The 18,467-nt window shown below is 59.4% G+C and carries 20 protein-coding genes; 11 read left to right on the top strand and 9 right to left on the bottom strand.

Annotated elements, in window-relative coordinates:
• Positions 1–63: 63 nt before the first annotated feature.
• The 3 genes from pdxH to anmK all read right to left on the bottom strand — a co-directional run bounded on the left by pdxH (position 64) and on the right by anmK (position 2,276).
• The gene (gene pdxH, locus AAIE04_RS18900; protein WP_063919370.1) at positions 64–717 is read right to left on the bottom strand and encodes a pyridoxamine 5'-phosphate oxidase; all 654 of its coding nucleotides are present in this window, start codon (positions 715–717) and stop codon (positions 64–66) included.
• 89 nt (positions 718–806) lie between these two features.
• Complete coding sequence (locus AAIE04_RS18895; RefSeq protein ID WP_019455971.1) at positions 807–1,109, bottom strand: MliC family protein; 303 nt, start codon at positions 1,107–1,109, stop codon at positions 807–809.
• 45 nt (positions 1,110–1,154) lie between these two features.
• Positions 1,155–2,276 (bottom strand): anhydro-N-acetylmuramic acid kinase, encoded by a 1,122-nt coding sequence (anmK, locus tag AAIE04_RS18890; protein WP_154746137.1) that lies wholly within the window; start codon positions 2,274–2,276, stop codon positions 1,155–1,157.
• A gap of 352 nt (positions 2,277–2,628) precedes the next feature.
• On the opposite strand from anmK, the gene AAIE04_RS18885 reads away from it, so the two are divergent.
• Entirely contained in the window at positions 2,629–3,093 is a 465-nt protein-coding gene (locus AAIE04_RS18885) for an outer membrane lipoprotein (RefSeq protein WP_025159710.1), read from the top strand.
• A gap of 93 nt (positions 3,094–3,186) precedes the next feature.
• Here the strand turns inward: AAIE04_RS18885 and slyA are convergent, their stop codons facing one another.
• A complete protein-coding gene (gene slyA / locus AAIE04_RS18880) occupies positions 3,187–3,618 on the bottom strand; it encodes a transcriptional regulator SlyA (protein ID WP_025159709.1) in 432 nt (143 codons plus the stop codon).
• A gap of 180 nt (positions 3,619–3,798) precedes the next feature.
• Between slyA and AAIE04_RS18875 the strand changes: the two genes are divergently transcribed.
• The 3 genes from AAIE04_RS18875 to AAIE04_RS18865 are packed head-to-tail and all read left to right on the top strand — an operon-like array spanning position 3,799 to position 6,936.
• Positions 3,799–4,035, top strand: coding sequence for a DUF1656 domain-containing protein (locus AAIE04_RS18875; RefSeq protein ID WP_025159708.1), 237 nt, complete (start codon positions 3,799–3,801; stop codon positions 4,033–4,035).
• A gap of 3 nt (positions 4,036–4,038) precedes the next feature.
• Positions 4,039–4,902 (top strand): efflux RND transporter periplasmic adaptor subunit, encoded by an 864-nt coding sequence (locus tag AAIE04_RS18870; protein ID WP_025159707.1) that lies wholly within the window; start codon positions 4,039–4,041, stop codon positions 4,900–4,902.
• A gap of 3 nt (positions 4,903–4,905) precedes the next feature.
• Positions 4,906–6,936: an FUSC family protein gene (locus AAIE04_RS18865; protein ID WP_498577516.1), complete on the top strand. Its 2,031-nt coding sequence runs from the start codon at positions 4,906–4,908 to the stop codon at positions 6,934–6,936.
• On the opposite strand, the gene sodC is transcribed toward AAIE04_RS18865, so the two are convergent.
• Entirely contained in the window at positions 6,937–7,458 is a 522-nt protein-coding gene (gene sodC / locus AAIE04_RS18860) for a superoxide dismutase family protein (protein WP_019455977.1), read from the bottom strand.
• Between the two features lie 241 nt (positions 7,459–7,699).
• On the opposite strand from sodC, the gene AAIE04_RS18855 reads away from it, so the two are divergent.
• Positions 7,700–9,544, top strand: coding sequence for a polyurethane esterase (locus tag AAIE04_RS18855; RefSeq protein ID WP_498577515.1), 1,845 nt, complete (start codon positions 7,700–7,702; stop codon positions 9,542–9,544).
• A 60-nt stretch (positions 9,545–9,604) separates the two neighbouring features.
• On the opposite strand, the gene AAIE04_RS18850 is transcribed toward AAIE04_RS18855, so the two are convergent.
• The 3 genes from AAIE04_RS18850 to AAIE04_RS18840 form a co-directional block, all read right to left on the bottom strand.
• Complete coding sequence (locus AAIE04_RS18850) at positions 9,605–10,501, bottom strand: aldo/keto reductase (protein WP_498577514.1); 897 nt, start codon at positions 10,499–10,501, stop codon at positions 9,605–9,607.
• A 99-nt stretch (positions 10,502–10,600) separates the two neighbouring features.
• Complete coding sequence (locus AAIE04_RS18845) at positions 10,601–10,840, bottom strand: DUF1289 domain-containing protein (protein WP_019455980.1); 240 nt, start codon at positions 10,838–10,840, stop codon at positions 10,601–10,603.
• A gap of 21 nt (positions 10,841–10,861) precedes the next feature.
• On the bottom strand, positions 10,862–11,791 hold the full coding sequence (locus AAIE04_RS18840) for a LysR substrate-binding domain-containing protein (RefSeq protein WP_498577513.1): 930 nt from the start codon (positions 11,789–11,791) through the stop codon (positions 10,862–10,864).
• A gap of 138 nt (positions 11,792–11,929) precedes the next feature.
• On the opposite strand from AAIE04_RS18840, the gene AAIE04_RS18835 reads away from it, so the two are divergent.
• From AAIE04_RS18835 to rnt, 6 genes are all read left to right on the top strand, one after another.
• Positions 11,930–12,571: an NAD(P)-dependent oxidoreductase gene (locus AAIE04_RS18835; protein ID WP_019455982.1), complete on the top strand. Its 642-nt coding sequence runs from the start codon at positions 11,930–11,932 to the stop codon at positions 12,569–12,571.
• Between the two features lie 138 nt (positions 12,572–12,709).
• Positions 12,710–14,347 (top strand): phosphoethanolamine transferase EptA, encoded by a 1,638-nt coding sequence (gene eptA / locus AAIE04_RS18830; RefSeq protein WP_498577512.1) that lies wholly within the window; start codon positions 12,710–12,712, stop codon positions 14,345–14,347.
• Positions 14,348–14,450: 103 nt separating this feature from the next.
• Entirely contained in the window at positions 14,451–15,071 is a 621-nt protein-coding gene (locus AAIE04_RS18825) for a TetR/AcrR family transcriptional regulator (RefSeq protein ID WP_019455984.1), read from the top strand.
• A 90-nt stretch (positions 15,072–15,161) separates the two neighbouring features.
• Positions 15,162–16,265 (top strand): alkene reductase, encoded by a 1,104-nt coding sequence (locus tag AAIE04_RS18820; protein WP_019455985.1) that lies wholly within the window; start codon positions 15,162–15,164, stop codon positions 16,263–16,265.
• Positions 16,266–16,602: 337 nt separating this feature from the next.
• Positions 16,603–17,010 (top strand): lactoylglutathione lyase, encoded by a 408-nt coding sequence (gloA, locus tag AAIE04_RS18815; protein ID WP_004931325.1) that lies wholly within the window; start codon positions 16,603–16,605, stop codon positions 17,008–17,010.
• 78 nt (positions 17,011–17,088) lie between these two features.
• Positions 17,089–17,772 (top strand): ribonuclease T, encoded by a 684-nt coding sequence (rnt, locus tag AAIE04_RS18810; RefSeq protein WP_019455986.1) that lies wholly within the window; start codon positions 17,089–17,091, stop codon positions 17,770–17,772.
• A gap of 68 nt (positions 17,773–17,840) precedes the next feature.
• Here rnt and AAIE04_RS18805 read toward each other — a convergent pair whose 3' ends face one another.
• Positions 17,841–18,188, bottom strand: coding sequence for a Grx4 family monothiol glutaredoxin (locus AAIE04_RS18805; protein ID WP_019455987.1), 348 nt, complete (start codon positions 18,186–18,188; stop codon positions 17,841–17,843).
• Positions 18,189–18,467: the final 279 nt, after the last annotated feature.

Genomic DNA, 18,467 nt, shown 5'->3' with positions numbered 1-18,467 from the left:
GGTAGCGCATAGAATAAAGCGCCGGCGGCGTCAGCACCAGCGCTTAGAGGGGATTTTCCGTCTTCAGGGTGCCAGTCGGTCAATTTTCCAGTCATTCCCGTCCCGCTGATACAGGAAACGGTCATGCAGGCGATGGGCGCCGCCCTGCCAGAACTCGACGGAGTCGAATTTCACGCGGAATCCGCCCCAGAAACTCGGCAGCGGCACCTCGCCCTGCTGGAACTTCTGCTTCAGCTCGAGGAATTTGCTTTCCAGCACGCCGCGCGCGGAAATGCGCGACGACTGCTGCGAAACCCAGGCGCCGATCTGGCTGTCTTTCGGCCGGCTGTTGAAATACTTCAGCACTTCGAAAGTCGACAGGCGCTCCACCTGGCCGAGGAAAATCACCTGGCGATCGAGCATGTGCCAGGGGAACAGCAGGCTGATATGCGGGTTGTGCGCCAGCTGCTGCGCCTTGCGACTGCCGAGATTGGTGTAGAACACCAGCCCCTGCTCATCGAAGTGCTTCAGCAGCACGATGCGTTGATAAGGCTGGCCGTGCTCGTCGACGGTCGCGACGCACATGGCGGTGGGATCGGCCAGGCGCGCGTCGCAGGCCTGTTTCAACCAACGCTCGAACAGCTCGAGCGGGCTGGCGGTCAGATCGTTGCGGCGCAGGCCGCCTCGGGTGTATTCACGGCGCAGGTCCGCAACATCAAACTCATTCTTTTCAATCATCTGGGTTATCGACCAACTGAAAAAATCCGTCGTTACATTCTGCGCCTGCGGCGTCAGGAACTCAATCGCTCCGACGCCGCCACCGGCCTTTAGTCCGTCAGCACGCAGTCGCTCATCACAACTTTGCCGTTGCGTTCAAGATAGGCGTTGCGGTCTTTCGACCAAAACGTGTATTTACCGTCGCTGTATTTGGCGCCAGTCAACGCCAGCACCTGCTTGAGATGCAGCTGTTCGCCATCCATCAGCAGGCTGACTTCGCTCGCCTTGCCGTCCAGCGCCACCGTCAGCGGCGTGGTGCCGCACTGATAGTGCATCGTCTGGCTGCTCTGCGGCAGGATGTAGCTGCAGCCGGACAGCGCCAACGCGCCGGCGACGAAAATGACTTTTTTCATGCTGTTGCTCCTTAGAAAAATCCTTCACAGGCTATCCTAACAGAGCTAACGGCACCCTAATGGCAAAACCGGATAAATCCCACCCAGCACCGTTTCACGGCTGGCGCCGGTCACCGACGGCAGGTTGCCGGCCTGGCCGGACAGCGTGCGAAACGCCAGCCAGGCGAAGGCCAGCGCCTCCATGTCGTCGCCGCTGACCCCGCAGTCGTCGGTCAACCCGACTTCCGTCCCCGGCAGCAACGCCGACAGACGCGCCATCAGCAGCGTGTTGCGCGCCCCGCCGCCGCACACCAGCAGCCTTTCACACCCGCCGGCCAGCTGCACCTGCTCGCTGATGCTGACCGCGGTCAACTCCGTGAGCGTGGCCTGCACGTCGACCGGCGCAATCGCCGGCAATCCGGCCAGTTGGCGCTCCAGCCAGGCGATATTGAAATACTCGCGCCCGGTGCTTTTCGGTGCCGGCAGCGCGAAGTAAGGATCCGCCAGCATCTGCTGCAGCAGCGGCAAGCAGACTCGCCCCTGCATAGCCCAGCCGCCGTCCTGATCGTAAGGCTGCGCGCGGTGGCGCCACACCCAGGCATCCATCAGCATGTTGCCCGGCCCGGTGTCGAAACCGCGCACCGGCGTACCGGGCAGCAGCAAAGACAGGTTGGCGATGCCGCCAACGTTCAGCACCATGCGCCGTTCGAGCGGATGCCCCAGCAGCGCCTGATGAAACGCCGGCACCAGCGGCGCGCCCTGCCCGCCGTAGGCCATATCGCGCCGGCGGAAATCGCCGACGGTGGTGATATCGGTCAACGCCGCGATGCGGTTGTTGTCGCCGAGCTGCATTGAGAAACGCGCGTCGCCCTCCGGTTCGTGCCACACCGTCTGGCCGTGACAACCGATGGCGGTGATCTGCTCCGCGTCGATGCCGGTTTGCTTCAGCAGGCCGAGCACCGCTTCGCCGAACAGCGTGCCCAACTGAGCGTCCAACCGGCCGACGGCGGCCAGGGTGGTCTGCTGCCCCTGGCACATGCCAAGAATCTCTTTTTTCAGCGCGATCGGCATCGGATGGCTATAGCTGGCCTGCTGCGCCACCATGCGATCGTCGATCGCGGCCAATACCACATCGATCCCGTCCAGACTGGTGCCGGACATGACGCCTATATAGCGGCCTGACTTCATAGCAACATCCTCTAACCTGCGCGGTAAGCAAATTTCATCCTGACAAATAAACCAGAATTGACGAATTAACGCCATGAATTATGATGCTTTTTTTTGCGGGGCGTGAGCCAGATGCGCCGCTGTGGCACACTTTATGTGTTAAACCGTGCCTTAACCGGCAACGGAATGTCGCCGAGGCTGTCATAAAGGTAAACCGCGGTTTATTATTGGTTGAACAGAGGAAAGTTAAGCTGCGTGCAGCGATGAAGCATGGTGATATGCCAACTTTCCGCCATACTTTGTCTATCATTTTCACTGAATCTTGCCTGGAGAGCATTGCCAGGTTATGGACTACTACCATCAGGAGTTTTATATGATCAAGCGTCTTCTCGTCGTTGCCGTCGCCGCCGTTACGCTGGCTGGGTGCGCCAATGAATCCATGTCCGGCGATGTCTACTCGTCCTCGCAGGCCAAACAGGTGCAAAACGTCACCTACGGGACGCTGGTTTCCGTGCGTCCGGTGAAAATTCAGGGCGGCGAAGGCTCCAACGCCTTGGGGATGATCGGCGGCGCGGTGATTGGCGGCCTGTTGGGTAACACCGTTGGCGGCGGCACCGGCCGTACGCTGGCTACCGCGGCGGGCGCTATCGCCGGCGGCGCGGCAGGCAACAGCATCGGTGAAGTGGCCGGCCGTACCTCAGGCTACGAGCTGGAAATCAAAACCGACCAGAAAGAGAACATCGTGGTGGTACAAAAAGCGGGCGACACCAAGTTCAGCCCGGGCCAGCGCGTACGCATGGCGCGCATGGGCGACACCATCACCGTCTCTCCGCTGTAAGTCAGCAGGCGACACACGGCAAACCGGAGGCAATCGCCTCCGGTTTTATTTCTGATGCTGTGAAACTGAAATCGTAGAAAAATAAGAATATTATTATTTGCTTTGCAGTTCGGTGATATTTTGTTCTAACTTGCCAATCAGCCCAACCAACAGATGCACTTCGTCGGCGGTAATGCCGCTTAAAATCTCACTGCGCGTAGACGTGATCACGCTGTCCACTTCCCTGATGATCGGATCGGCCGCTTCGGTCAGCTTGATGCGCTTCGCACGGCGATCGTTGGCACAGGTGTGGCGCGTAATCAGCCCCTTCTCCTCCAATTGGTCCAGCGTACGAACCAGTGACGGTTGCTCGATACCGATCGCCTTCGCCAGCTGAATCTGCGACTGCTCCGGCGGCAAACGATTGATATTGTGCAAAGTGACCCAGTGTGTTTGGGTCAGCTCCAACGGCTTGAGCCGATGATCGATGAGCGCGCGCCAAACACGAACCAATCGTGCTAAATCTGAACCTAATGTTGACTCCACTTCCCCCTCCTTATAATTAGCATGCTAACATTACCTCCCAGAGTTTAGACTATTTTGGGTAACTCACATTAAAAACACAAATGTATATAATGTATATTGTGGAAATAGCCACTGTTTTTAGCCGCTATTGTTTAATCGTTATGCAAATATTCAACATATTCACCCTTAGGGATTGTTAATGTGAATACATCATGGTTACACGCCTCTTCCCCCTTGCCCGATTTGGTGCTGGGGGCATCGCTTTATTTTCCGCCTATATTTAAAGCTTTTTTGCTAGGGCTGGTCTTATGGCTGCTGATTCATCAGCTGCTGCGAGACTGGATGTATTCCGGCGAAATCTGGCATCCCATGTTGATGGATCTGTCCATTTTCGTTCTGACCGTCAGCGGTTCCTTATGGATTTTAGCGAGTTGGTAACCCATGCAGCATAAAACATTAAAATACTTTTCTACGGTGATCGTCTGCGCCATTGCCGTCTGTGCCGGTTGGTGGCTCTGGAATTATTATATGCAATCGCCATGGACCCGTGATGGAAAAGTGCGCGCCGAACTCGTCAATATCACCCCTGAAGTCTCTGGAAGATTAGAGAAAATAAGCGCGAATGACAATCAGTTCGTACCTGCGGGAAGTCTGATTTTTACCCTCGACCCGGTGCCCTACCAGATCGCGCTGGACAATGCCGAGGCCGCTGTGGCAAAAGCGCAATCCGATCTGGCCAAGGCGGACCACGAGGCCGCCCGCCGCCGCGGTTTGCCGCGCAACGTTATTTCCGCTGAAGATTTGGACGAGTCCAATTTAGCCGCTCAGGCAATGAAGGCCGCCTATAAAGCCGCTCAGGCCAACCTGGAGCAGGCCAAATGGAATTTGAGCAAAACCAAAATTTACGCCCCGACGGACGGTTATATCACCAACCTGCAGGCGCGAGTCGGAAACTACGCCAACGCCGGCACGCCCTTGGTGGCGCTGGTGGATGTGCACTCGTTTTATGTACTCGGTTATTTCGAAGAAACCAAGCTGAAGCATATAAAAGAAGGCAATAAAGCGGACATCGTTTTATATAACGGCAACACGCCGCTGCAGGGGGAAGTAGAAAGCATCGGCCGCGCCATTTACGATCAGAGCGTTGACAGCAGCAACGATCTATTAATGGACGTTAAGCCTAATGTTCCCTGGGTACGTTTGGCCCAGCGCGTGCCGGTACGGATAAAATTGCTCAATGTGCCCGCCGATTTGACGCTGGTCGCCGGCACCACCTGCACCATTTCGATTCATCAGCGGAACTAAAGTGTGAACCTGCCTTTTCTGGAGTGGAGCCGCACCCCCTGGGGTAAGGCGACCGGCGGCCAATGGCGCTACGCGCTGCGCAATTCGCTGGCGATGTGTCTGGCGCTGTGGGTAGCGTTCGTGCTCGAGCTCGACGAACCCTATTGGGCGCTGACCTCTGCCGCGGTGGTCAGCTTCCCCACCATCGGCGGCGTGATCAGCAAAAGCATCGGCCGCATCTTCGGCAGCCTGCTGGGCGCCGCTGCGTCGGTGGCGATCGCCGGCCACTGTCTGAACGATCCCTGGCTGTTCACGCTGTTCATCGCCGCCTGGATCGGGCTGTGCACCTATATCTCCAACCATTACCAGAACAACGTCTCGTATGCCTTCGCGCTGGCGGGGTATACCGCCGCCATCATCGCCTTCGGTACGGTCAACGTCACCGATACCCAGCAGATCTTCGATATTGCCCAGGCGCGGGTTTGTGAAGTGATCACCGGCATTCTGTGCGGCGGGTTGATGATGATGATCCTGCCCAGCACCTCCGACGGCGAAGCCTTGCTGACCTCGCTGCGGCGCATGCAGCTGCGCCTGCTGGAGCACGCCGCCATGCTGTGGCAGCCGGAGGTCACCGCGCAGATGCGCACCTCGCACGAGGGGGTCATCGGCCAGATCCTGACCATGAACCTGCTGCGTATTCAGGCGTTTTGGAGCCACTACCGGCTGCGGCGGCAAAACAATCTGCTCAATTATCTGTTGCACCAGCAGCTGCGCATTACCAGCGTCATTTCCAGCCTGCGCCGCATGCTGCTGAACTGGCCGGATCGCCCCGCCAACCTGATGCCGGTGCTGACGCAGCTGCTGGACGAACTGCGCGATCCCGCCACCGACAAATACCGTTTGGCGCGCCTGCTCCAGCAAATCGCCCCGCAAGATCCGACGGACTATCGCCATCGCGCCTTCTGGCTGCGCCTGCGACATTTCTGCTGGCTTTACCTGCGCTGCAACCGTTGGCTGCAGCGGCTGGAGAACGCCACGGCGGTCAGCGAACTCCAGCCGCCGCGCGTCACTTCGCTGGCGCGCCACACCGACAGTTATGAGGCCGCTTACAACGGCCTGCGCACCTTTTTATGCATCGTGATCGGCTGTGCCTACTGGATCAACACGCAGTGGGACGCAGGCAGCGCGGCGCTGACGCTCACCTCCATCAGCTGCGTGCTTTACTCTTCGACGCCTTCACCGATCAACAGCATCAGCACCTTGCTCAAGGCGGTGTTGCTGCTCTCGGTCGCCTGTTTCGTGGTGAAATTCGGTTTGATGATCCAGATCGACGATTTTTGGGTGTTCTGCGCCTTCCTGTTCCCGATCCTGGTGACCATGCAGATGCTCAAGCTGCAGCATCCGCCTTATGCCGCGCTCTGGGGGCAGCTGATCGTCTTTATGGGCTCGTTCCTGACCGTCAGCAATCCGCCGAGTTATGACTACCAGTCCTTTATCAACGACAATATCGCTAAAGTCGTCGGCGTGCTGCTGGCCGGGCTGGCGTTTCAAATCCTGCGCCCCAGTTCGGACAAACGCAAAAGCCGCCGCATTATCCGCGCGCTGCGGCGCGATTTTATCGATCAGTTGAGCAAACGGCCGCAGCAGAGCGAAAGCCAGTTCGAATCGCTGATCTACCACCGCATCAGCCAGCTTAACCAAAGTCAGGATCAAGAGGCGCGCACCTGGCTGTTGCGCTGGGGCGTGGTGCTGCTCAACTGCAGCCATATCGTCTGGCAACTGCGCGACTGGCAAACCCGTTCCGATCCGCTGTCGGCGGTGCGCAACGTCTGCATTCACCACCTGCGCGGCATCATGACGGAGAAAGGCGTGCAGCACAGCTCGCTCGACGCCACGCTGCAGGAGCTGCTGCGCATCAGCAACGCGCTGGCGCACCACCCGGAACAGGCGGCGCGCGATCTGGCCGGCCTGATTTGGCGGCTCTACTGCTCGCTGCAGCAGCTGCAGCTGGCTACCGGCCAGCCCGCCGCTACCCCGGCCGTTAGCGGCGGATGATCACTTAATCACGCCGCAGGCGAAACGTTCACCGCCGCCGCCGAGCGGCAGTGGATGATCCGAATGATTATCGCCGCCGGCGTGCACCATCAGCGCTTTGCCTTCAATTTCGCTGATTTTCTTCAGCCGCGGCGCCAGCACCGGATAGGTAGCCATGCCGTCGGCGGTCACATAGATGGCCGGCAGGTCACCCAGGTGCCCGTCGGCATACGGCCCGAGATGTTTGCCGGTCTTTTGCGGATCGAAATGGCCGCCGGCCGCCAGCGCAGCCACCGCCTTGCCGTCCTTCATGCCCGGTTCGCAGCTGCCTTTCTCATGCACGTGGAAACCGTGCACCCCGGCCGGCAACGCTTTCAAATCCGGCGTGAACAGCAAGCCGTACGGCGTTTCGCTGATGACCACTTTGCCGATATCCTGACCGATGCCCTGCCCGGTCACCAAATTCATCTCAACGTCGACCGTTGCCGCCTGAGCGGCCCCACAGGCCATCAGGCCAAACGCCGCATACCAATAACGTTTCATCAATCAGTCTCCTTAATGACTATATCGAGTTATCAGTATAGGAGAGCCAGTGCCGGCACTGTTAACCAACGCACAATCTCGCCAATTTGATTCGCAGGCCTAATATTTAGCGCTAATAATCATTTTACCGATGTTGGTCCTCTGACCAGCTGTCGTTCGGCTAACGTTGTTTCCCTGTTTCTACCGCCAGCGCATGAGAGTTCACATCCAGGCCAGGCGGCATACTTCATAAGGAACTGATATGGGCATCTTTAGCTATAAGGATCTTGACGAAAACGCGTCGAAGGCGCTGTTCTCCGACGCCTTGGCCATCTCTACCTACGCTTACCACAATATCGATAACGGCTTCGATGAAGGCTACCACCAAACCGGTTTCGGGTTGGGCCTGCCGCTGACGCTGATCACCGCGCTCATCGGCAGCACCCAATCACAGGGCGGTCTGCCCGGCCTTCCCTGGAACCCCGACTCCGAACAGGCCGCGCAGGAGGCGGTGAACAATGCCGGCTGGTCAGTCATCAGCGCCGCGCAGCTGGGCTACGCCGGTAAAACCGATGCGCGCGGCACCTACTACGGCGAAACCGCCGGTTACACCACCGCGCAGGCCGAAGTGCTGGGAAAATATGACAGCGAAGGCAATCTCACCGCCATTGGCATCTCATTTCGCGGTACCAGCGGCCCGCGCGAGTCGCTGATCGGCGATACCATCGGCGATGTGATTAACGATCTGTTGGCCGGGTTCGGGCCGAAAGGCTACGCCGACGGCTACACGCTGAAGGCCTTCGGCCAACTGCTGGGCGACGTGGCGAAATTCGCGCAGGCGCACGGGCTGAGCGGCGAGGACGTGGTGGTCAGCGGCCATAGCCTCGGCGGACTGGCGGTCAACAGCATGGCGGCGCAGAGCGACGCCAACTGGGGCGGTTTCTACGCGCAGTCCAACTATGTCGCCTTCGCCTCGCCGACCCAGTACGAAGCCGGTGGCAAGGTGATCAATATCGGCTATGAGAACGATCCGGTGTTCCGTGCGCTCGACGGCACTTCGCTGACCCTGCCGTCACTGGGCGTCCACGATGCGCCGCATACCTCCGCCACCAACAATATCGTCAATTTCAACGACCACTACGCGTCGGACGCCTGGAACCTGCTGCCGTTCTCCATCCTCAACATTCCGACCTGGCTGTCCCACCTGCCGTTTTTCTATCAGGATGGTCTGATGCGGGTGCTGAACTCCGAGTTTTATTCGCTGACCGACAAAGACTCGACCATCATCGTCTCCAACCTGTCGAACATCACGCGCGGCAATACCTGGGTGGAAGATCTGAACCGCAACGCGGAAACCCACAGCGGGCCGACGTTTATCATCGGCAGCGACGGCAATGACCTGATCAAGGGCGGCAAAGGCAACGACTATCTCGAGGGCCGCGACGGCGACGATATCTTCCGCGACGCCGGCGGCTATAACCTGATCGCCGGCGGCAAAGGTCACAATATCTTCGATACCCAGCAGGCGTTGAAAAACACCGAGGTCGCCTACGACGGCAATACGCTTTACCTGCGCGACGCCAAGGGCGGCATTACATTGGCGGACGACATCAGCACCTTGCGCAGTAAAGAAACCTCCTGGCTGATTTTCAGCAAAGAGGTGGATCATCAGGTGACCGCCGCCGGATTGAAATCGGATTCGGGCCTCAAAGCCTATGCGGCCGCCACCACCGGCGGCGACGGCGATGACGTCCTGCAGGCTCGCAGCCACGACGCCTGGCTGTTCGGCAACGCCGGCAACGACACGCTCATCGGCCACGCCGGCGGCAACCTGACCTTCGTCGGCGGCAGCGGCGATGACATCCTGAAGGGCGTCGGCAACGGCAATACCTTCCTGTTCAGCGGCGATTTCGGCCACGACCAGCTGTATGGCTTCAACGCCACCGATAAACTGGTGTTTATCGGCACCGAAGGCGCCAGCGGCAATATCCGCGACTACGCCACGCAGCAAAACGACGATCTGGTGCTGGCCTTCGGCAACAGCCAGGTAACGCTGATCGGCGTCTCGCTCGATCACTTCAACACCGATCAGGTGGTGTTGGCCTAAGGACCGACGTAAAAAAAGCCGGGCGCTTGCGCCGCCCGGCTTTGCTCTTGCCGCTCCGCCTTAAGGCACGTCATACCCCAGCGCCGCCTTGCGAATGCGGAACCACTGCTGGCGGTTCAACACCAATTTCTGCGCCTTCAGCGCCGAACGCACCCGCTCAATCTTGCCGGAGCCGATAATCGGCAACGGTGACGACGGCAGGCGCATCACCCAGGCGTACACCACCTGCTCGATGGTCTCGGCGCCAATCTCTTGCGCCACCCGCTGCAGCTCATCGCGCAATGGCTGGAACTCGGCGTCGTTGAACAAGCGCCCGCCGCCCAGACAAGACCAGGCCATCGGTTTGATGCGCAGCTGTTGGCACTGGTCGAGCGTGCCGTCGAGAATGGCCGGTTGATGAATCGGCGAAATTTCCACCTGATTAGTGGCCAGCGTGAACGGCAGGCGCGACTGCAGCAGTTGGAACTGCGCGGGGGTAAAATTGGAGACGCCGAAATGGCGCACCTTGCCGCTTTTGTGCAGCGCGACAAAGGCTTCGGCCACGTCGTCGGCATCCATCAACGGGTCCGGGCGGTGGATCAGCAGCAGATCGAGGTAGTCGGTATGCAGATGGCGCAGCGACTGTTCCGCGCTCTGTACGATATGATCGCGGTCGGTGATGTAGTGGCCGATCGGGTTGCCGGGCCTGGCGGTGGTGGCGATGCCGCACTTGGTCACCAGCTCCAGCGACTGGCGCAGCGCCGGCTTCAGGCGCAGCGCGTTGCCGAACGCCTGTTCGCAGGCATAACCGCCGTAGATATCCGCGTGATCGGCGGTGGTGACGCCCAACTCGACATGCTGTTCGATAAACGTCAGCAGCTGCTGCGGCGACATGCCCCACTCCATCAACCGCCAGTAACCGCAAATCATGCGGGAAAACTCAGGCCCCTGCGGCGCGAGACGAATACGTTCTACCATTGCGAAAACCTCATGACATTAGTTGTCAGCCAGCATACACAAGCCGGTGAGGCGCAGGGAAGCGCTAAGCCGCGCGAACGTGCGGCAGATCAGGAAAGGTTAAAACAACGAAGGCTGTTCCGGCAACGGCTCGTCGGGGGCTTTATTGGCGCGCTGCAGGCGCAGGAAGCGTTGACGGCACAGGCGCAGCACCTCGCGCTTTTGCGCGTCGCTCATGCTCATCCAGCCGAAGCGCTCCTCGCGGCTGCGCAGGCAGCCACGGCAGAAACCGCGATCGTCGGCCTGGCAAATGCCGCGACACGGGCTGGGGATGTCGAAAAATTCAAGCTGCTGCGCCACGGGGCCTCCTGCATTCTCTTGCTAATTGAAGACGCCATCGCCGCCGCTGGCAAGTCCCTTTTCGCCATTGCGGCGAAAATAGTCGCGCAAATAGCGCAGCGCCTGGCGACTTTTCTCCGGCATGGTGCGCTCGAGGGTCAGCGCGTGCAAGCGGAGCGGCGCAGGCCGCCATTCCGGCAGCAGCAACAGCAGCTCGCCGCGCTGCAACTCGTCGCCGATTTCATACAGCGGCTGAACGGAAATCCCCAGCCCGGCGCGGGTAAAGGCACGCATCACGTTCATGCTCTCGCTGACGATCTGCCCTTCTGCCAGCCGCAGCTTGACCTGCTGCCCGGACTGATGCAGCAAGTCCAGGTGCGCCCCGCTGTAGCCGCTGGAGATCCAGCGGTGCAGCACCAAATCCTGCGGCCTTTCCGGCACCCCATGCTGGCTGAGATAACGGGGCGCGGCGCACAGCACCATCGGCCATTCCGTCAGCGGGTGGGCGATCATATTGGCGTCCGCCAGTTGACGATTGGCTCGCAGCGCAATGTCGACCCGCTGTTCTATCATATCGACGATGCGATCGTCCGCAAGCACCCGTAGCGTCAGCTTGGGATGCGCCTGCAACAGCGGCGACAACGCCTCCGCCAGCGAGCGGCCGCCGATGCCGACCGGGGTGGCGATGCGCAGCTCGCCCACCAGCGTATCCCGCAGCTCGGCCAACCGCTGCTCCGCCTGCTGCGCCTGTTGCAACATCGCCTCGCAGCCGGGGTAAAACGCCGCCCCCGCCTCGGTCAGCGCCAGACGACGGGTGGAACGGTGCAGCAGCGGCACCCCAAGCGCCTTCTCCAGCGAGCGCATGTGCTGGCTGACCGCCGACGGCGTCATGCCCAGCCGCCGCGCAGCGCCGGCCAGCGATCCCTCCGCCACTACGGTGGCGAATACTGCCATTCGATTGAGTTTATCCACGATTAGGAAGTTTTACTTAATCAAGAAAGCATGAATATGGCACTAATCACGGCTATTGTTAAGGGCTAGAGTAGAACCCACGCAGCAGGCACACTGGCCTGCCTCACGATATTGACCCATCCCCGAAGGAGCATGCAGATGAAAGTAGCCATTATTGGAGCAACCGGTTTTGTTGGCCGCCGCGTGGTGGATGAAGCGCTGGCTCGCGGCATTCAGGTGACGGCGATCGCCCGCCAGAACAAAGATTTGCCGGAGCACGCCCATCTGACCGTCGCGCTGGGCGACGTTGCCGATACCGCCTGGCTGGCGGGACAGTTGCGCGGTCAGGATGCGGTGATCAGCGCCTACAACCCCGGCTGGGGCGAAGACCACCTGTATGAGAAAACCGTCCGCGGTGCCCAGCAGATCCTCACCGCGGTCGAACAGGCCGGCGTCAAGCGCCTGCTGGTGGTCGGCGGTGCCGGCAGCCTGGAAGTGGCGCCGGGGGTTGAACTGGTGGATACGCCGCAGTTCCCGGAAGAGATTCGCCCTGGCGCTCAGGCGGTACGCGATCTGCGCAACAAACTGCGCAACGAATCGGCGCTCGACTGGACCTATCTCTCGCCGGCCGCCCTGCTGGAACCGGGCAAACGCACCGGTCAGTTCCGCCTCGGCACCACGCAGTTGCTGATGAACGGCGAAGCACCGGCCAGCATTTCGGTGGAAGATTTGGCGGTCGCTATCGTTGATGAGATTGAAAAACCTCAGTTTATTCGCGCGCAGTTCACCGCCGCCTACTAAACCGTCTCGCCGCCAGGCCGCCCGGCCTGGCGTTTTCCCCGCGTTCACCGCCGCCAGTATTCTGAATTTCTAAGGTTTTCTTAAGTTTCATCCGGTAGATTTCAAGGCATTATCTACTCTCAGGATCCAGATTTGGCAATGTGGTTACGTCAACGCTTACAGTGCAACAGCCTCGGTTTTATCCTCGCCACCGCCCTGTTCTTCACTCTGTTTCAAAACGCGTTATTCCTGCATCGCGCCTGGTCGTATATCGCCTTCGATAGCGTCCACAGCGTGATTTTCGCCGCCAGCATGCCGGTGGTGATCTTTTGTGCGCTGAATATCATCTTCAGCGTGTTGACCGTGCCCTATCTGCGCAAGCCGCTGATCGTCTTTTTCTTGCTCGGCAGCGCCGCAGCCAACTATTTCATGTACAGCTATGGCGTAGTGATCGACGGCAACATGATGCAAAACGCCTTCGAAACCAATACCCAGGAAGCGACGGCGCTGCTGACGCCGCGCATGGGGGTGTGGCTGGCGCTGCTCGGCATTCTGCCGGCGCTGGCGGTCTGCTTCACCCATATTCGCCAGACTCGCCCCTGGTGGTATATGGTCGGGCTGCGCGCCGCCAACGTCATGCTGTCGTTGGTGGTGATCCTGATCGTCGCCGCCCTGTTCTACAAAGACTACGCTTCGCTGATCCGCAACAATAAAAGCGTGGTGAAAATGTTGACGCCTTCCAACTTCGTCGCCGGCTCTATCAAGTTCACCGAACAGCGTTACTTCACCCGCAATCTGCCGTTGGTCAAAATCGGCGAAGACGCGCGCAAAGGGCCGCTGATCGCCGGGCAGGCCAAGAAAACGCTGGTGATCCTGGTGGTAGGCGAAACCGCCCGCGCCGAAAACTTCTCCCTCGGCGGCTACGCGCGCGAAACCAACCCGCGCCTGAAGCAGGACGACGTGGTCTACTTCAAGAACGCCAGCTCATGCGGTACCGAGACGGCGATCTCCGTGCCCTGCATGTTCTCCAACATGCCGCGCAGAGAGTACGACGCGACTCTGGCGGCGCACCAGGAAGGCATGCTCGACGTGCTGGCGCACGCCGGCGTCAACGTGCTGTGGCGCGATAACGACGGCGGCTGCAAAGGCGCTTGCGACCGGGTGCCGCACATCGACATGACCAAGCTGAAACTGCCGCAGGACTGTGACGGCGAGGTGTGCATGGACAACGCGCTGCTGTACAAGCTGAACGACTACATCAGTAGCCTGAAAGACGACGGCGTGATCGTGCTGCATCAGATGGGCAGCCACGGACCCGCTTATTACCGTCGCAGCACGCCAGAGTTCCAGACGTTTACGCCGACCTGCAACAGCAATCAGATTCAGGATTGCAGCCATGAACAGCTGGTGAACACCTACGACAACTCGATTCTGTATACCGACGCGATGCTCGATGCCACCGCCAAGCTGCTGCAGCAGTATGACGATAGGTTCAATACCGCGCTGGTTTACTTGTCCGATCATGGCGAATCGCTGGGTGAAAACGGCATGTATCTGCACGGCACGCCTTATGTCTTCGCGCCGAGCCAGCAAACTCACGTGCCTTTCCTGATGTGGATGTCCGCCGATTATCAACGCAACTTCGGCATCGATCGCCAGTGCCTGAACGCGCTGGCGGAACAAGACGAGGTTTCGCAGGATAACCTGTTCCACACCCTGCTGGGCATGTTGAACGTACAAACCCGCGAATATCAGTCCCGGTTGGATATCCTGCAGCGTTGCCGCAGCGCGGCGTAAGCGCTTAACTTCCTCGTGCCGCTGAGGCACAATGGTTTACAGACAACCGGCGTTTTGTGCGCCGGTTTTTTTATTCCCATTGACCTAGACCAATCGGTCTATTATGCTCGGCACCATGATGACCAAATCAACGCATTGCAACGTGGACACACGTGAACATCTGCTCGCCACCGGCGAAACTCTCAGCCTGCGCCTGGGCTTTACCGGCATGGGGCTGAGCGAGCTGCTGGCCACCGCGGGCGTGCCGAAAGGCTCGTTCTACCACTATTTTCGCTCGAAGGAAGCCTTCGGCGAAGCGATGCTACAACGCTATTTCACGCACTATGACGCGCAAATGCAGGCGCTGTTCGCCGACGAACGCGGCGATGCCCGCCACCAGCTGCTCGGCTATTACGCCCAGGCCATCAGCTACCATTGCCGCAGCGAGTGCCACAACGCCTGCCTGGCGGTGAAGCTTTCCGCCGAGGTGAGCGATCTGTCGGAACCGATGCGTCATGCCCTGGAAATCGGGACCGCTCGCGTGATTGGTCACCTGCAGGCGGCTATTGAGCGCGGTATTGCCGAGGGCTCGCTGTCGGTAGCCATGAGCCCGGCGGCGACTGCGGAGACGCTGTATTCACTGTGGCTAGGCGCCTCGCTGCGCGCCAAGATCCGTCGCTCGCTGGCGCCGTTGACCAGCGCGCTGGAAAGCATCGAGTTGCTGCTGCGCTCGCCGCAGCCGTAACGGTAACAATCTATTTTTATTGAAAAATGCAGTTCGTGTTTTTTTATCGCCCATTACTAGACGACCGGTCTATTAAATACAGGATGCACTATGAAGACTGAAAAATTGCTCTCTCCGCTGAAAGTTGGCGCCGTCACCCTGCCCAACCGCGTGTTTATGGCTCCGCTGACGCGTCTGCGCAGCATCGAGCCGGGCGACATTCCTACGCCGCTGATGGCGGAATACTATGCGCAGCGCGCCAGCGCCGGCCTGATCGTGACCGAAGCGACGCAGGTTTCTTTCCAGGCGAAAGGCTACGCCGGTGCACCGGGCCTGCACACTCCGGAACAGATCGCCGCATGGAAAAACATCACGCAGGCGGTGCATGACAAAAACGGCCACATCGCCGTGCAGCTGTGGCACGTAGGGCGCATCTCCCACGACAGCCTGCAGCCGGGCGGACAAGCGCCGGTCGCCCCTTCGGCGATCAACGCCGAATCGCGCACCACCGTACGCGATGAAACCGGCGCCTGGGTGCGCGTACCGACCTCCACGCCGCGTGCGCTGGAAACCCGCGAGATCCCGGGTATCGTCAACGATTTCCGTCAGGCGACCGCCAACGCGCGCGAGGCCGGCTTCGACTTCATCGAACTGCATGCGGCCCATGGCTATCTGCTGCACCAGTTCATGTCCCCTGCTTCCAACCAACGTACCGATCAATACGGCGGCAGCATCGAGAATCGCACCCGCCTGACGCTGGAAGTGGTCGACGCGGCGGTCGCCGAATGGGGTTCCGAACATATTGGCATCCGCATCTCGCCGCTGGGGCCGTTCAACGGTCTGGACAACGGGGAAGATCAGGAGGAAGCGGCGCTGTACCTGGTGGAAGAGCTGAACAAGCGCAACATCGCCTACCTGCACATCTCCGAACCGGACTGGGCCGGCGGCAAACCGTATTCCGACGCCTTCCGCGACTCGGTGCGCGCCCACTTTAAAGGGGTGATCGTCGGCGCCGGCGCCTACACCGCCGAAAAAGCCGAAGCGCTGATCGAAAAAGGTTTCATCGACGCGGTAGCCTTCGGCCGCAGCTATATCGCCAACCCGGATCTGGTCGAGCGTTTCCGTCAGCACGCGCCGCTGAACGAACCTAAGCCGGAAAGCTTCTACGGCGGCGGTGCCGAAGGCTATACCGACTATCCGTTTCTGGCGAAGTAACCCGTCCTGACGCCCAACGGCCACGCAAACGCATGGCCGTTTTTTTATGCGCCGCTTGCAAAAAGGCCCGCACAAGGCGGGCCGCTGTTCCCTGGTGTTGTTTATACTGCCGTTTAATTTTTACACGGTTGCACGCAGGATTGATAATTGATTGTGCAGATCAATTACTTCGTATCGATCGGCACGCTCGATCAATAATTAGGCATCACCGGCATGACGACAACATGTGACATTGTCACTCAGTCGTTACATTGAATTTCCTTGCGGGACAAGGCTATACTCGCTTGTGCTTCAATCCACCCGCCGTCTGCCACGGCACAGTTAATTCAGAGGAATTATGCGCTTACTCCATACCATGATCCGCGTCGGTGACCTGCAACGCGCCATCGACTTCTACACCAAGGTATTAGGCATGCGCCTGCTGCGCACCAGTGAGAACCCGGAGTACAAATACTCGCTGGCTTTCGTCGGCTATACGGAAGAGAGCGAAGGCGCGGTTATCGAACTGACCTATAACTGGGGTACCGACAGCTACGACATGGGCACCGCCTTCGGCCACCTGGCGCTGGGCGTGGACGACGTCGCCGCCACCTGCGACAGCATCCGCCGCGCCGGCGGCAAGGTCACCCGCGAAGCCGGTCCGGTGAAGGGCGGCACCACGGTGATCGCCTTCGTCGAAGATCCGGACGGTTACAAAATCGAGCTGATCGAAAACAAACACGCCGGTCAGGGCCTCGGCCACTAAGCCTCCCCTTCAGGGCGCCCCGCGCCCTGCTGATTCTCCGCGCGATAGCGCCTGCAACCGGGCGCAAAATTTGCCATAATGCGCGCTGCATTCGATGAAGATAAGAAACTGATGGCCGAGAAAAGTGATCTTAACGCCCTGAGTGGTCGTTTTCGTGGGTTTTATCCCGTAGTAATAGATGTTGAAACCGCCGGGTTCAACGCCAATACCGATGCGTTGCTGGAGATCGCCGCCGTGACGCTGAAAATGGATGAAGACGGCTGGCTGCAGCAGGACGAAACCCTGCACTTCCACGTGGAGCCTTTCGAGGGCGCCAACCTGCAACCGGAGGCGCTGGCGTTTAACGGCATCGATCCGCACAACCCGCTGCGCGGCGCAGTCAGCGAATATGACGCGTTGCACGCCATTTTCAAAGCGGTGCGCAAAGGGCTCAAGGATCGCGGTTGTAATCGGGCCATTATCGTCGCGCACAACGCCAACTTCGATCACAGCTTCCTGATGGCCGCGGCAGAACGCGCCGGGCTGAAGCGCAACCCGTTCCATCCGTTCGCCACCTTCGACACCGCGGCGCTGAGCGGCCTGGTGCTGGGCCAAACGGTGCTGGCCAAAGCCTGCATCGCCGCCGGCATGCCGTTCGACAGCAGCCAGGCGCACTCCGCGCTGTACGACACCGAGCAAACCGCCCTGCTGTTTTGTGAGCTGGTTAACCGCTGGAAACGCCTCGGCGGCTGGCCGCTGCCCGCCGCCGATCTCGCCGAATAAAACCAATGAAAAAGGCGGCCCAGTTTGCACTGGCGCCGCCCGTTACGCGATAACCGCAAGCTTGTCGATTAAGACTGCTGGTCTTCCTGCGCTTTATACTTTTCAGCCGTCTCTTTGATCAGCTGCTGCAGCTCGCCGCGCTGATACATTTCGATAATGATATCGCAACCGCCGACCAGCTCACCGTCAACCCACAGCTGCGGGAAAGTCGGCCAGTTGGCGTATTTTGGCAGCTCGGCGCGGATGTCCGGGTTCTGCAGAATATCCACGTAGGCGAAACGCTCGCCGCAGGCGGACAGCGCTTGCACAGCCTGTGCGGAGAAGCCGCAGCTCGGCAGCTTTGGCGAGCCTTTCATGTACAGCAGAATCGGGTTTTCAGCGATCTGGTGCTGAATTTTTTCAATTGTCGTCGTCATTTATTGCTTCCTCAAGCCACATTTCATGGCTACAACATGCATCACGCGCTCTATTGTAGCGGCTGGAACAGTCGCAAGAAAACGCCATCTTTTGCAAGGATATTCACCCGCCGCCGATCGCGTTTCACCGGCCACGTCATTCCGGTCAAAACATACGCTGAGAATAACATTTTTAATCCGACCATTTCACTAATATATTGCGCCGCGACGACGGCGCGGATTAATTATCCCACCCGCCATGGGTTGACGTTTTTTCATACACCAACAGGCTGATTTTAA

Source organism: Serratia sp. Ae19-1 (assembly GCF_059801225.1).
This window is presented reverse-complemented; position numbering and strand designations above follow the sequence as displayed.